Origin of the sequence: Longispora sp. NPDC051575, from assembly GCF_040681875.1 — a bacterium.
GTDB lineage: Bacteria > Actinomycetota > Actinomycetes > Mycobacteriales > Micromonosporaceae > Longispora.
On record NZ_JBFAZP010000007.1, the window covers coordinates 610023 to 623860 of the forward strand.

Genomic DNA, 13838 nt, shown 5'->3' on the forward strand with positions numbered 1-13838 from the left:
GCGCTGTAGGTTCCCAGCTTTCGCGATCAATTCCCAGTTCAGATGAGCACTGTCTGAGCAACGCGGGATTCGGACATCGTGCGGCCTGGCGACGGCTCGCCTGTCGCCGACCTGGGAGCCCTGATTCCGCGCCATCTGCGCGGTGGCGGTCTTGGATCAATTTCTCGGCACGGATGGTCCGTGTTGATCTGTCAAAGGAGCTGTCATGTCTGTGAATCGGAGTGGTCTTAGGGCGGTCGCGCTGGCGATCGTTCTACTTGTGCTGGCGGTGTCGGGTTCGATCGCGTATCCGCGGTGGGTGCGAAGCGAAGATCTGAGGGCTCAGGCCGTGGCCGAGTTCGGCGGTCTCGATGCGCCACGGGACTGGGGGCCTGCGTCGCTGGAGAAGGCAGACGCGACGGATTGGCGGCATCGGAGTCTGGCCTGGCGGTGGAGTTCGCGCACGGATCCGGGGGCGGTTCCCGAGGTGGTGTCGCTGGCTGCGGAGCAGGGGTGGCGGGCGCGGAACTGTGGTTCGGAGACCTGTGTGGAGAAGGGCGCGTTTCTGATGCAGGTGCACAGCGTGCCGTGCGGCGCGGGGGCGCGGTGCGGTCTGGTGGTTGAGGTCTCCTGGACGGAGCCGCTGGTGGCGTGGAGGTTGCTGGGCGTGTGCGTGTCGGTGATCGTGGGCGGGCTGGTGGTGTTCCTGGTCGTGACGCGGTCCCGGCCGCGTCACGACGTGCCTGGCAGAGCTGGAGGAGGTGCGGGCGGTGTCGTGGGTTCTTGATCTTTCGGACGTGGTTGCTGAGGCTCGATCACGCGTCGGGGAGTGGGTTCGCGTGCCGGCGGAGTGCTGCGGTCCGGGCTTTCTCGATGACTTGGAGGGAGGGCGGGTCGCGGACCTTCAGTCGGAGAAGTTCGAGGGCCGGCGGGTGCGGGGTGCGTCGCTGCTGGGGCCGAGGTGGGACATCGACATCCGGCTCAGCCCGCCGCCTGCGTGACGAGCCGCCGGCCGACTCGGATGGTTGACCGTGCTCGGCGTGTATCGACGTAACCGCATCTTTCACTCTTCTGTGTCGTTGGGCAGTGGGGCGGAGGTGGCGTGTGGCCGTCGATGCGGTGTGGGTTTCGGTGCGGGCCGAGGACGGCTCGGCGGACGGCCCCGTGCCGTGGCATCAGCTTGCCCCCGCCGAGCTGTTGTGTGCGGCGCCGTGGCGTTCGTTTCGCTGGTACGCAGGTCAGCGGCACCTCTCGGGTGTGTACTGGTCGTCAACGACGTCGGGTCATCTGGCGTATGAGTCGCGGCTGGAGTTGGCGCGGATGCAGTTCGCTGACTTCGACCCGACCGTGTCGTGGATCGCCGCGCAGCCGTTCCTACTCCAGACCGTCATAAAGGGCTGCCTGTGCAGGCATGTGCCCGATCTGGTGCTGTTGGGCGATGCGGTTCCGCGGGTGGTGGACGTCAAGCCCTTGGCCCGCCTGACGGATTTGGTGGTGGCGTTCACCCTGGCCTGGGCACGGGAGGCTGTGCAGCGCGTCCCGCGGATAGTCACGCTTCGTCTCATTCCATGCTCTGACCAGATCAGCGTGTTCGGCGCTCGCGCGCGCCTTGGACTTCATGAGGAATCCTCCCCAAAGATCGATTGACATCCCGAAGTGATTGGCTCGGAAACCGACAGCCAAGGGGCGACGAACAGCAGCACCCTTGGGAAATAGTCCGCCGGACATCTAATGTGCGGTTTGGTATTGTAAAGCGTTTCATAGCATAGAGATCGTTACAAGAAGAAGTTTTTCATGCATTGATCCTTTTCATTAGTTGATCGTTGGCCCGGGCTTTGTGGAGATCATCGTCTGGTCCACCTCAAGGTGTGGGACCGCCAGCTCGGGAGATCTTCGGCGGGGCGCCCATCGTTGTCGCCGACAGTGGATGGATAGCGGAGTCCGCGTTGGCCGGATCGGCGCCAGGAGGACGGTCCGGCCGCTCGGCCACACGTGGGTGACCGTGAATGTGAGGTCCAGACTGACAGGTCGCCGCACTCCGCTGGGCAAGACTCCCTTCGCCGCGCAAGAGCGGGCGGCGGTCGAACCACTTGGGACGCTGGGTGGTAGTAGAGGCCGAACGCGCGGCGTCCCACCCCGTGACCGCGAAGGTCTGCCCTCGCGGCGGTGGGTCATGCGTGGGCGAGGAGCAGGGTGGCGGTGGTGTCGGCATACACGGTGCCGTGGTGGACGAATGGAGCGAGGTGCAGACACGTCGCCTGGTACAGGTCCGCGCGGCCGGTGGGATCCAGAGTTCTGAGGGTGTCGCCGACGGCGGAGAATCCGAAGAAGCGGAAGACGTCGGTCGGCCCGCCCGCGAACATCGCCGGCAGGGTTCGCGGACAGGCGGTGACGGCGGTGAAGCCGGCCAGGGCGAGCGCCTCGGTGAGCGTGTGGCCGTCGAGGTGCCAGGGGTGGGCGAACGCCTCGCCGGCCGCCGGGCCGAGCACATCGGTGACTGCATGGCACAACCCCTCGAACAGGGGGTTGTCGGACAGCCCGGCCCACACGAGGGAGGCGACGGGCGCGCCGGGTTTGAGGACTCTGCGGATCTCCGCCAGGGCGGCGGGGAGGTCGGGGACGAACTGGAGGACCTGCTGGCACGCCGCGCCGTCCATGCAGTCGTCGGGTAGTCCCAGGTCCGCGGCCTCGCCGTGGCGGTACGTGATCGGGGCGCCGCGGACCTCGGGCTTCTCCACCGCCATGGTGAGCATGGCGGGGTTCGTGTCGACGGCGGCGACCGCGCCCCGGGGGCCGACGCAGGCTGCGAGAACGCGGGCGACGGTGCCGGGTCCGCAGCCGACGTCCAGGGCCCAGCCCCCGGGGCGGGGCGCCAGCGCGCCGGCGAGGTGGCAGGCCCAGGGGTGAAAGAGCGCGGGGACGAAGATGTCGTCGTAGGCGCGGATCGCCTCGGTGGGGACGGCCGGTGAGGGCGCGTCGGGTTCGGGGTTCATAGCCCGGCCGTCTTGATCGTCGGCCGTCCGGGCCGGGACCGTACGGCCAGCTCGGTGAGGGCGTCGACGAACCGGTCTATCTCCTCGACCGTGGTGTAGAGGTGAAAGGACGCGCGCGTGGTCGAGTTCAGGTCGTACTGCCGGCACGCGGGCTGGGCGCACAGGTTCCCGACTCGGATGGCGATGCCCCGCGCGTCGAGGTATTCACCGATGGCCTGTGGGGCGGTGGTGTCGAGGGCGAAGGAGATGGCGGGTCCTCGGGAGTGGTTGTCGGCGGGGCCGATGAAGCGCAGTCCCGGAATCGTGGACATGGCCCGCAGCGCGTGACCGGTCAGGGCGTGTTCGTGTGCGGCGATGCGGTCCATGCCGACGCCGTCGAGGTAGCGGCACGCGGCGGCCAGGCCGATGGCCTGGGCGATCATGGGGGTTCCGGCCTCGAACCGGTGGGGCGGCCTGGCGTAGGTGGACCGCGCCATGGTCACGACCCCGTTCATCTCCCCGCCCGTCTGGAAGGGGGGCAGTGCCTCCAGGAGTTCCCTGCGGCCCCACAGGACTCCGATGCCGGTCGGGCCGCACGTCTTGTGGCCGGAGAAGGCGAGGAAGTCCACGCCCAGCTCCGCCACGTTGACCGGCTGGTGCGGTACGGACTGGCAGGCGTCCAGGACGGTCAACGCTCCGACCTCGCGGGCCCGGCGGACGAGGACGTCGACCGGGTTGACCGTCCCGTACACGTTGGACTGGTGGGTGAAGGCGAGAATGCGGGTGCGGGCGTCGACGATGTCGGGCAGGCGGGTCAGGTCCAGCCGCCCGTCGGCGGTGAGGGGCAGCCATCGCAGCTCCGCGCCGGTGCGCCGGCACAGTTCCTGCCACGGCATGAGGTTGGAGTGGTGCTCCATCTCGGTGGTCACCACCACGTCGCCGGGCCGCAGGGCCAGCGAGCCGAATTCCGGCGCGGCCCCGGAGGCGTTGCCGACGCAGTACGCGACGAGGTTGAGCGCCTCGGAGGCGTTGCGGGTGAGCACGATCTCGTCACGGCGCGCGCCGACGAAGCCGGCGATGATGTCGCGGGAGCGTTCGAACAGTTCGGTGGCCTCCCGGGCCAGGGTGTGGGCGCCCCGGTGCACGTTGGCGTTGTGGTGGCTGTTGTAGTCGTACTCGGCGTCGAGGACCACGTCCGGTTTCTGCGAGGTGGCCGCGTTGTCGAGGTACGTGATCGGCGCTGGGGCCTGCGACCGCAGCCGCAGGAGTGGGAAGTGTGAGCGCAGGGAGGTCACGTCGAATGGTCCGGCTCCGGGCGGGTCACACGGGGTGAACAGGGCGCGGTGGGCGCGACAGGAACACGTCATAGTGGGGAGCATCGCAGCGCCGACCGACGCCGCGCCGATATCGCGCCGACGGGGCTGCTACTCGTCGAGATCGAGGGCCAGGATGTCACCGAGCCTGTGCCGTAGAGCGGGCGAGGGGCGAATCCCGTAGTCCAAAGCGAGCATGTTGCGTGCCCGCCGGTAGACCTCGACGGCCTCGGCTGGACGCCCGATGGTGACTAGAACCCGCATCAGTTGGTCATAGAAGACCTCGTGGAGCGGATAGCGCGCGGTGAGCTCCTCGATGTCCTCGATGATCTCTCCGGACCGCCCGAGCGCTATGTCACGTTCGATGAGAGCCGCGTACGTCTGCTGGAGCGCCTGGTCGAGGCGGGCGATGATCACCTTGCCCATCGGCCCGTCTCCGATGTCGCACAGCGCCGGCCCGCGCCACAAGCCGAGGGCCTGGCGCAGGAGCGCGGCAGCCTGGTCGTTGTCGGTGGTACGGCGTTCCTGAACACGAAGGCGTTGGAACACCGCCGCATCCAGTTCATGCTTGCCAGCCTTCAGCCGGTAGCCGGGGGGGTTGCGCACCAGTCGAGTCGCGCCGTCGGCCTCCCATCGGTCAAGACTGCGACGCAGCCGGGCGACCTGGGCGAGAAGTGCCGACCGTGCCTGCGCCGGCGGATGCTCCGGCCACAATTCCGCGATCAGGTCCGACACCGAAACCGTCCCCGAAGTGAAGACGAGCACCGCCAGCAGGCTGCGCTGCAACATCCCGCGCACCGATTCCACCTGCCCTCGGGCACCCACCTCAACCGGGCCCAGCAGCCGAAATTCCACGCCATCCTCCCGATGAAATGAGGCATCGACTCATGGGCGCGGCGAGCCTGGGTCAGGCACGTAACGTCCCCACGTCTCTAACGCCGCCGACACGGAGGGGTCGTCCCACGATCACTATCTGCGAAAACATCGGTGGTTCAACGCCACTGTGGATCGTCAGTGAGGTCTTCGACTGCACGCGCACAGCGCGTGCTTGAGCAGCAAGACGGTGGACTGGGACTTCCCCGCCTGGCAAACAGGAACTCTCCTCTCCTGCCAACCAGCAGCCCAGACAGTCCCCCCGGAAGACGAGAAACAGACGTTCCGCTCCCAGCCGTGTGGCGAAAGTGATCTATTGAACTGCTGGTCAGGTACCGAATACTGCGTTTGTGATCACTGCTCACCTGGCGACGGAGGCCCGCTCACGCCTTGGGGAGTGGGTAGTGTGCCGGCGGAGTGCTGCGGCCCCGGCTTCGTCGATGACCTGGAGCGGGGGTGGGTCGCGGACCTTCCGGCGGGGGAGTTCGTGGGCCGGCGGGTGCGGGGTGTGTCGTTGCTGGGGCCGAGGTCAGACATCGACGTTCGAACGTCTCCCCCGCCCGCGTGATGGACCACCTGCCGGCTCGGCTGTTCGCGAACGCCTGGCAGCTATCGACAAGGCCGAATCTTTTACGCCCGGCTAGTTCGGTGGTCGCGTGTCAGCGGGAGAAGGGTTCGTTGTGGCGCCCACCACGAACAAGTTTGTGTAAATATTCGGCATTTTTGTTGATTGCCATATTTTGGCAGGTGGGGTGTCTTCAGACTGGGTTCTCTGGCACGTCGCGGGGTTGTCCCCTCTTTCTGGGGAGTTCGGCTCCGCGCGTCTGACTGGGCAGGGGTGTTGTGATGTCGGTCAGTTCACGATCGGGGTGGGGTCGCGGGGCGCGTCGGTGGGGTGCGGGCGTGCTCGGGGTGGCGGTGTTGACCGCGACAGCGGTGGTGGGCACCGGGTCGGTGGCGTGGGCGGATGACCCGGACGGGTGTACGCGCACGCACAAGCCGTTGGGTGGGGATCGGATCGTCTGCGTCGACCTCCAGGAGTCTGAGGTGGTGACGGGCACGGCCGGCCCGGACACGATCATCATCACCACCACATTCCCCGAAGCGGGCGTTCCGAACGGGGCGAAGGTCCTGGGCCTGGGGGGTGCCGACGTCATCACCATCACCGGTGGCGTCGGCTTCGACGGCGAACAAGAGGAAAACACCGGCGGGCCTGGGATCGACCGAGATGGCGTGGTTGACGGTGGTGACGGCGCGGACATCATCACCGTCACCGGCGGCATCGGAGGCGATGACTACGACAACCCAGGGGACGGCGGCGACGCGAACCGGGGGACGATCCTCACCGGCGGCGGTCTGGAAAACACCGTCCGACTCACCGGCGGCGACAGCGCAGCCTACCCGGACGGCCCGGGCGACGCCCGGGGAGGCAACGGCAACACCGGCCTCATCACCGGCGGGTCCGGCATCGACACGATCATCGCTACCGGCGGCAACGGCAACGAGAGGGGCGGCAAGGGCAACGGCAACGGCTTCTTGGGCGGCACGATCAACACCGGCGCCGGTGCCGACGTCATCGACCTGAACAAGGGCACCGGACCCTACGGCGCCGCCAACGGCGCAGGGGGCAGCGTCGACGGCGGGCCCGGCGTCAACGTCTGCGCCCTCCTCGGCCCCAACCAAGGCACCATCGTCAACTGCACCATCGTCTGATCACGCCACGCGCACCCCGCCTGCCCGGCCGGCGGGGTGCGCCCGACTCTTGACCCCACCCGGGGTATAGGCCGGAGCGGACAGAAACGTGGAGACCGGCGAACCGGATGATCGTGCCGACGAACTGCACGCCGATATCAACCGCTCCTCCTCCGCCGCTGACGTCCGACGTGCAATCCGAACCTTCCCCGCACGGAAGCCGGCTCCAGCCAGGTAACGACGGACCCGAACTCACACAAGATCCAGAGTTAATCGTCAATCTTTGTCGAAAGCGGGCGGGCCGAGCCGTCGACGCCAATCGAGACCCCAGAACAAGATCATCTCGTGGCCCTCGTAGGCTTACCTCGGCGCGACCCTGTGAGTTCCCGGAGTTCACGAAAGCTGATGGCACTTCGAGCTGAACTCACGCGGTTAGACGCTTCTGGAGAGTGTCGAGTCTTGGGTTCGCGGTAAACCGGCCGACTGCTGTTGCTCGGCGGCGGTTTCCAGGTTCTGGCATGCGGCTTCGGCATAGCAGATCGCTGTCTTGGGTCCAGGGCCGAACGCGGAGGCTAGGTGGGTGAGGTCCGCGCCACGTCCCCGTACGGCTCGCCAGCCGCGATGGTCGCAGTGCTTCGAGCCGCACCCGGTGATCCCGTCGAACACGCCAAAGCCTGTGCCGCGGGCGCCGGAACAATGGTGGTCGTGAGGGTGTCCGCAAGATCCGCCGCGTGGTTTGCCGGATGTGGAGTCGGGGTGCGGCTGTTCGGGATGGTGTGACCGGCAGGTGGTGTCTGGCGTCAGCTGGACGGCTCCACAGTGTGGCAAGTGCCCGATAGGGCAAACTAGAGTGTTTCTCCGGTCACCCTCTGTACAACAGTCAATGCGGCAGTCTAGCCTTCTCATATGGAGATAAATGCTCCTTTATGGAGATCATTGACTCTTCTCGACTAGAGGTTCTCTGAGCCGAGGGCGGTGGTCGACATGGGTGTTTTCGCTGGTCCGGTGGCCGTTGTTTCGGGGGCGGCGGGGACTCTCGGGCGAGCCTACTGTCGGGCGTTGGCGTTGGCGGGGTTCGCGGTGTTGGTCAACGGGCGGGGCCGGCAACGAATCGCCGGTGGTTGCGGACTGGACGCCGTCGCCGACGAGATCGAGCGGGCCGGCGGTGTGGCGGCGGTGTGCCGGTCGGACGTTTCGGCCATGGCGGGTGCCGAGCAGGTCGTCGCGGCGGCCATGGCGGCGTTCGGCAGGGTCGACGCGGTGGTGTGCAACGCCGGGGTGTTGCGGGACCGCCCGTTGGCCGCCATGGGCGCGGCGGAGTTCGACGAGGTGGTGCGTTCCCACCTTTACGGCACGTTCCACCTGACGAAGGCCGCGTGGGGCGCTCTGCTGGCCTCGGGCGCGGGCCGGGTGGTGACCACTACCTCGAGCGCGGGCCTGTGGGGCAACCCCGGCCAGTCGCACTACGCGGCGGCGAAGCTGGGCGTCGTCGGATTCACCCTGTCCCTGGCACTGGAGGGCGCGCCGTCTGGGGTGCGGGTCAACGCGGTGGCCCCGCTGGCGACCTGCCGGGCGACAGGCGGGCTGATCCCGGAGGCGGCGCGGGAGTTGTTCTCCGCCGACCAGGTCGCGGAGCTGGTCGTGCGCCTGGCCGGCGCCGGCTGCACCTCGACGGGCCGGATCTGGGAGGTCGGCGGCGGCGTGTGCCGGGAAGTGGGACTGGGGGCCGGCCCGTACCTCCCGTGCGGACACCACGCCGAGCCCGTGGACCGCGATCAGGAACTCACCGACCGCCCACTGACGGCCAGATCCGCGGTGGCGGACCTGGTGCGGGCGGCACAATTCCGCGACGGCGAAGGAGGGCAAGCATGATGCTCGATGGCAGGGTTGCGCTGGTGACCGGCGGTTCGGAGGGAATCGGCCGGGCGATCGTGGAGATGTTCCTCCGACACGGCGCCAGCGTCGCCTTCACAGGTCGGCGCGCCGAGAACCTGAATCAGACGCTGAAGGAGTTGTCGCAGTGGGCTCCCGGTCGGGTGGCCACCTTCCAAGGCGACGCGGGCGACGGCGAGGTCGCACGGGACACGGTCTCGGCGGTGCTGGAACGCTTCGGCGGTGTCGACATCCTGGTCAACAACGCGGCCATCAACCCCTACCTCGGGCCGATGGTCGAGGTGGACGAGGCCCGGTTCGACGAGATCTACCGGGTGAACCTGCGGGCACCGCTGCTGTGGACCCAGCAGGCTTGGCGGCAGGTGTGGCGGGCCAGGGACATCGAGGCCCGGCCGGCGGTGGTCGTCAACGTCGCCACGGCCGCCGTGCTCGGCTTCATCGGTCCGGCCGGCGTCTACGCCGGTTCGAAGACGGCCCTCGTCCACCAGACCCGGCACCTGGCCGTCGAACTGGGCCCCAGGGTGCGGGTGACCGCGATCGGCCCCGGCCTGGTCCGGACCGCGATGCTCACCCGCCGGGTCCTGCAACATCCCTTCCTGCGAAGCAGGTTCGGCCCCGAACCGCTGGCCGCCGACCCCGCCTCGTCCCGCAGGCCGTGGCCGTTGGTGAGGATCGGACAGCCTGACGACGTCGCCGGGGCGGCGTTGTTCCTGGCCAGCGACCTGGCGAGCTGGGTGACCGGGCAGGTGCTGGTCGTTGACGGCGGCGCGTCGCTGACATTCGGCACGGTCGACGACACGGACTGGTCACGCCCCATCAGCCGATCTGTCACACAGGTCGCGGGATGAAGCGCCGCTACGACCTCGGCGAACAACCACCGCTGGGGACGATCCCACCGAGGATGCTCGCGGCCGTCGTGAGGCCCGGACGGTTCGGCCCGCCCCGGGAGTCCCTGGCGGTGGAGGAGGTCGACACGCCGACCGTCGGACCGGAGCAGGTTCTGGTGTGGGTGATGGCTGCCGGCGTCAACTACAACATGGTCTGGGCCGGACGCGGCCAGCCGGTCGATGTCACCGCCGCCCGGCGGCGGGAGGGCAACCCGGAGGGCCTGCACATCGGCGGCTCCGACGCGGCGGGAATCGTGTGGGCGGTCGGCGAACGGGTGACCGGCACCCGGGTCGGTGACGAGGTCATCGTCACCGGCGCCCAGTGGGACGAACGGGCCACCGACATCCGGCTGGGCGCGGATCCGACGACCTCGCGCACGATGCGCGCCTGGGGATATGAGACCAGCTTCGGGGGACTCGCGCAGTTCGCGCTGGCTGACGAGTACCAGGTGCACCCCAAACCCGCCACCCTCGGCTGGGCTGACGCCGGCTGTTTCGGAGTGTCGGCGGGCACCGCCTACCGGCAACTGTTCGGCTGGCCCCCGCACCAGGTCCGCCCAGGTGACCCGGTGCTGATCTGGGGCGGGGCGGGCGGGCTGGGCTCGATGGCGATCCAGCTGACGCACCGGGCCGGAGGCACCGCGATCGCGGTGGTCTCCGACCCGCGGAGGGCGGAGCACTGCCTGAAGCTGGGCGCCCGCGCGGTGATCGACCGGTCGCGGTTCTCCCACTGGGGCCGGCTCCCCGACACCGGCGACCCGGCGTTTCGGGGCTGGCAGTTGGGCGTGCGGGCGTTCCAACGCGCCTGGTGGGCGGCACTCGGCGAGCGCCGCGACCCCCGGATCGTGTTCGAGCACCCCGGACAGGGCACCCTGCCGACGTCGGTGGCGTGCTGTGAGCCCGGAGGCATGGTGGTGCTGTGCGGGGCGACCAGCGGCTACAACGGTGACGTGGACCTGCGGTACCTGTGGATGCGACAGATCCGGATGCAGGGCTCGCACGTGGCCAACACCCGCCAGTTCCGGTCCGTCATCGAACTCGCCGGCCGCGGCCTGCTCGACGTGTGCCGGACCCAGACGTTTCCCCTGGCCGAGGCCGGCGAAGCCCACCAGGTACTCCACGACGGCACGGGCCTCGGCAACCTCGCCATCACCGTCAACGCGATCTGACCCGAAGGAGCACCGCCATGCGACAGCTGACGACGACCGACCTGAAGGACCTGATGACCGCGTGTCTGGGGGAGACCGCCGAGACCGTGCTCCCCGACGGGGACGCCTACCTCGACACGAGCTTCGAGGAACTGGACTTCGACTCCCTGGCGCGCGTCGAGCTCGGCGAGAAGGTCATGGACGAGTACAAGATCAGTCTCCCGGACGGTCTGGTCGACCAGACCCCCACCCCCCGGGCGCTGCTCGCCCACATCAACCAGCTCCTCGCCACGGGATAGGGACGTCATGTCCGCCTCCCTGGCCGCACCCGAGGCCGTCATCCGCGGCGTCGGGGCGCACCGACCGCTCCGCGTGGTCGACAACCCCGAGATCGCCGAGCGGATCGGGGTCCCCGCCGGCTGGATCGAGAGCCACACAGGCATCACCCAGCGCCGGCACACCGCCGGAGGCGAGACCCTGGAGACCATGGCCGTCGCGGCCGGAACCAACGCGTTGATCGCCGCTGACGTTCCCGCCGCCGACGTCGACTGCCTGATCCTGGCCAGCCAGACCCACCTCACCCAGACACCTCCACTCGCCCCACTGGTCGCCCACCGGCTCGGGGCGCACGCGGCCGGCGTGTTCGATCTGAAAGCCGCGTGCGCCGGGTTCTGCCTGGGGCTCGCCGCCGCACGCGACCAGATCCGGGCCGGCACCTCCCGGCATGTCCTCGTGATCGCCGCCGAACACATCAGCCCGATCACCGATCCCACCGACCGCGACACCGCGATGATCTTCGCCGATGGCGCCGGGGCGGTCCTGGTCACCGCGGCCGAGGAGTCCGGGGTCGGGCCGGTGGTCTGGGGTTCGCAGGGCGCACTCATCGACGCGCTGGTCAGCCGACCCGGCTGGCTGGACATGATCGCCGATCCGGGCCTGGGCCACTCGGTTCTGGTGATGAACGGCAAAGACCTGACCCGATGGGTACTGCGCCACTCCCCAGCCATCGTCGAAGCAGCCCTGTCGGCCAGCGGCCTGACCCTCACCGACCTGGCCGCCTTCGTGCCGCACCAGGCCAACATGCGCATCATCGACATGCTCGTCGAACGCCTCGCGATACCGGACACGGTCGCCGTGGCCCGCGACATCGCCGTCACCGGCAACACCAGCGCCGCGTCCATCCCCCTTGCCCTGGCCGCCCTGCTACACCAGGGCGGAACCAAGCCCGGGGACCTGGCGCTGCTCATGGCCTACGGGGCCGGCGTCACCTACGCCGCCCAGGTCATCGCCGTGCCCGCCGCCGTACGCACGACCGGAGGACAGCCATGAGACCGGGAACCCGCACAGGACACGCGCAGCTTCTCGGCGTCGGCGGCTACCGGCCCGACAAGACGGTCACCAACGCCGAAGCGGCCGCCCGCTGCGGCGTCACCGAGGCCTGGATCTCCAGCCGCACCGGCATCCTCGAACGGCGCATCGCCGGCCCTCAGGAGACCCTGGCCGCCATGGCCATCTCCGCGGCCCGGGCAGCCCTCGACCGCACCGGGGTCGACCCCGCCGACGTGGGTTGCGTACTGGTGGCCAGCATGTCGCACACCCGGCAGGTGCCGCCCCTCGCACCGGACGTCGCCTACCGCCTCGGCGCCACCACCGCCGTGGCCTATGACGTGTCGGTGGCCTGCTCAGGATTCTGCTACGCCCTCGCCCAGGCCGCCGACCACGTGCGCTCCGGCAGCACCCGGTACGCGCTCGTGATCGGCGCCGAACGGATGAGTGACATCACCGACCCAGCGGACCCCGGCACCGGACCCCTGTTCGCCGACGGAGCCGGAGCCGTCCTCATCGGCCCCGCCGACACCCCCGGCATCGGACCCGTGACATGGGGCGCCGACGGGGGCCGGGACCAGACGATCACCATGACCTCCACCTGGGCGCAGGCGCAGGCCAACCGGGCAGGACCGCCACCGGCGGTCACCATGGACGGCGGCCGGGTCTGGTCCTGGATCCGCTCCCAGGTCGTCGATGCGATCGGCCGGACGCTCAGCCAGTCGGGCGTCTCGTTCGACGACGTGGCGGTGTTCGTCCCCCACCAGGCCAACGGCCGCATCATCGACATGCTCGTCGAACGACTCCACCTCCCCGACCACGTCCTCGTCGCCCGCGACATCACCCACTCCGGCAACACCTCCGCAGCGTCGATCCCCCTGGCACTGGACCGCCTGTACACCGAGCGGCGGGCCCGCACAGGGGACCTGGCCCTACTGTTCGGGTTCGGGGCCGGCCTGGCCTACGCCGGGCAACTGGTCACCCTCCCGTGACCGACACCCCGGTGGTCGTGGTCACCGGCGGGGTCCGGGGCATCGGGCTCGCGGTGACCCGCCGCCTCGCCCGCGCCGGCGCGCACGTCATCGCCAGCTACCGCCGGTCCACCACAGCCGCCGACGACCTGCGGACCGAAGCCCTCGACAGCGGTCTGGACATTCGGGTGGTCCGAGCCTCGGTCTGTGACCCGACAGGACTCGACGCGCTGTTCGAAACGGTCCGCGACACATACGGCCGACTCGACACCCTGGTCAACAACGCCGCTTCCGGGGCTCTGCGACCCTTAGGCGACCTCGCCGACTACCAGTGGCAACGCGCCCTGGACACCAACCTGCGGGGCGCGTTGTGGTGCGCCCGGCGGGCCCGCCCCCTGCTGGCCGCCAGCCGCGGCGCGATCGTCAACCTGTCCTCCCTCGGCAGCACCCTCGTCATACCCGACTACGCGGCGGCCGGCGTGTCCAAGGCGGCCCTGGAAGCACTCACCCGCTACCTCGCCGTGGAGTACGCCACCGACGGCATCCGGGTCAACGCCGCCTCCGGAGGACTGTTCGACAACCCCAAACCCGAGGCGTCGCCGGAACTCCTCGCCCGCGCCGCCGGAGCCACCCCCCTGGAACGCAGGGTCGGCCGCCCGGAGGAGATGGCCGCGCTCGTGGAGTTCCTCGCCTCCCCGGCCGCCTCCTGGATCACCGGCCAGGTCATCGTCGCCGACGGAGGATTCAGCCTCTGCCCCGGCTGGGGACCGTGACCGGTGCCGCT

General features: G+C 69.3%; 13 protein-coding genes. 10 read left to right on the plus strand and 3 right to left on the minus strand.

Annotated elements, in window-relative coordinates:
- Positions 1–205: 205 nt before the first annotated feature.
- Both AB0M43_RS23760 and AB0M43_RS23765 read left to right on the plus strand, forming a co-directional pair.
- A complete protein-coding gene (locus tag AB0M43_RS23760; RefSeq protein ID WP_363727937.1) occupies positions 206–766 on the plus strand; it encodes a hypothetical protein in 561 nt (186 codons plus the stop codon).
- A gap of 317 nt (positions 767–1083) precedes the next feature.
- Complete coding sequence (locus AB0M43_RS23765; protein WP_363727938.1) at positions 1084–1626, plus strand: TnsA-like heteromeric transposase endonuclease subunit; 543 nt, start codon at positions 1084–1086, stop codon at positions 1624–1626.
- A gap of 524 nt (positions 1627–2150) precedes the next feature.
- On the opposite strand, the gene AB0M43_RS23770 is transcribed toward AB0M43_RS23765, so the two are convergent.
- From AB0M43_RS23770 to AB0M43_RS23780, 3 genes are read right to left on the minus strand one after another with little or no spacing between them, the layout of a single operon-like run.
- Positions 2151–2972: a methyltransferase domain-containing protein gene (locus AB0M43_RS23770; RefSeq protein WP_363727939.1), complete on the minus strand. Its 822-nt coding sequence runs from the start codon at positions 2970–2972 to the stop codon at positions 2151–2153.
- A complete protein-coding gene (locus AB0M43_RS23775; RefSeq protein ID WP_363727940.1) occupies positions 2969–4318 on the minus strand; it encodes a SufS family cysteine desulfurase in 1350 nt (449 codons plus the stop codon). Before AB0M43_RS23775 ends, AB0M43_RS23770 begins: the two co-directional genes overlap by 4 nt.
- A 57-nt stretch (positions 4319–4375) precedes the next feature.
- Positions 4376–5119 carry an AfsR/SARP family transcriptional regulator gene (locus AB0M43_RS23780; RefSeq protein WP_363727941.1) on the minus strand — a complete coding sequence of 248 codons (744 nt, stop codon included), beginning with the start codon at positions 5117–5119 and terminating at the stop codon, positions 4376–4378.
- A gap of 921 nt (positions 5120–6040) precedes the next feature.
- On the opposite strand from AB0M43_RS23780, the gene AB0M43_RS23785 reads away from it, so the two are divergent.
- The 8 genes from AB0M43_RS23785 (at position 6041) to AB0M43_RS23820 (ending at position 13827) form a co-directional block, all read left to right on the plus strand.
- Positions 6041–6850, plus strand: coding sequence for a hypothetical protein (locus AB0M43_RS23785; protein ID WP_363727942.1), 810 nt, complete (start codon positions 6041–6043; stop codon positions 6848–6850).
- A gap of 963 nt (positions 6851–7813) precedes the next feature.
- Entirely contained in the window at positions 7814–8701 is an 888-nt protein-coding gene (locus tag AB0M43_RS23790; RefSeq protein ID WP_363727943.1) for an SDR family NAD(P)-dependent oxidoreductase, read from the plus strand.
- Complete coding sequence (locus AB0M43_RS23795) at positions 8698–9570, plus strand: SDR family oxidoreductase (RefSeq protein WP_363727944.1); 873 nt, start codon at positions 8698–8700, stop codon at positions 9568–9570. Before AB0M43_RS23790 ends, AB0M43_RS23795 begins: the two co-directional genes overlap by 4 nt.
- Positions 9567–10778: a crotonyl-CoA carboxylase/reductase gene (gene ccrA / locus AB0M43_RS23800; protein ID WP_363727945.1), complete on the plus strand. Its 1212-nt coding sequence runs from the start codon at positions 9567–9569 to the stop codon at positions 10776–10778. The genes AB0M43_RS23795 and ccrA overlap by 4 nt, the downstream gene beginning before the upstream one ends.
- A 17-nt stretch (positions 10779–10795) precedes the next feature.
- Positions 10796–11056: an acyl carrier protein gene (locus AB0M43_RS23805; RefSeq protein ID WP_363727946.1), complete on the plus strand. Its 261-nt coding sequence runs from the start codon at positions 10796–10798 to the stop codon at positions 11054–11056.
- 7 nt (positions 11057–11063) lie between these two features.
- Positions 11064–12086 (plus strand): ketoacyl-ACP synthase III, encoded by a 1023-nt coding sequence (locus tag AB0M43_RS23810; protein ID WP_363727947.1) that lies wholly within the window; start codon positions 11064–11066, stop codon positions 12084–12086.
- Positions 12083–13075 (plus strand): beta-ketoacyl-ACP synthase 3, encoded by a 993-nt coding sequence (locus tag AB0M43_RS23815; protein ID WP_363727948.1) that lies wholly within the window; start codon positions 12083–12085, stop codon positions 13073–13075. The genes AB0M43_RS23810 and AB0M43_RS23815 overlap by 4 nt, the downstream gene beginning before the upstream one ends.
- Positions 13072–13827, plus strand: a complete 756-nt coding sequence (locus AB0M43_RS23820) for an SDR family oxidoreductase (RefSeq protein WP_363727949.1) — start codon at positions 13072–13074, stop codon at positions 13825–13827. The genes AB0M43_RS23815 and AB0M43_RS23820 overlap by 4 nt, the downstream gene beginning before the upstream one ends.
- The last annotated feature ends 11 nt before the right edge of the window (positions 13828–13838 follow it).

Bases quoted from the DNA above. Each gene is read 5' to 3' on its own strand.
- AB0M43_RS23760 (WP_363727937.1), top strand. From the start codon at position 206: ATGTCTGTGAATCGGAGTGGTCTTAGGGCGGTCGCGCTGGCGATCGTT.
- AB0M43_RS23770 (WP_363727939.1), bottom strand. From the start codon at position 2,972: ATGAACCCCGAACCCGACGCGCCCTCACCGGCCGTCCCCACCGAGGCG.
- AB0M43_RS23775 (WP_363727940.1), bottom strand. From the start codon at position 4,318: ATGACGTGTTCCTGTCGCGCCCACCGCGCCCTGTTCACCCCGTGTGAC.
- AB0M43_RS23790 (WP_363727943.1), top strand. From the start codon at position 7,814: ATGGGTGTTTTCGCTGGTCCGGTGGCCGTTGTTTCGGGGGCGGCGGGG.
- AB0M43_RS23795 (WP_363727944.1), top strand. From the start codon at position 8,698: ATGATGCTCGATGGCAGGGTTGCGCTGGTGACCGGCGGTTCGGAGGGA.
- ccrA (WP_363727945.1), top strand. From the start codon at position 9,567: ATGAAGCGCCGCTACGACCTCGGCGAACAACCACCGCTGGGGACGATC.
- AB0M43_RS23805 (WP_363727946.1), top strand. From the start codon at position 10,796: ATGCGACAGCTGACGACGACCGACCTGAAGGACCTGATGACCGCGTGT.
- AB0M43_RS23810 (WP_363727947.1), top strand. From the start codon at position 11,064: ATGTCCGCCTCCCTGGCCGCACCCGAGGCCGTCATCCGCGGCGTCGGG.
- AB0M43_RS23815 (WP_363727948.1), top strand. From the start codon at position 12,083: ATGAGACCGGGAACCCGCACAGGACACGCGCAGCTTCTCGGCGTCGGC.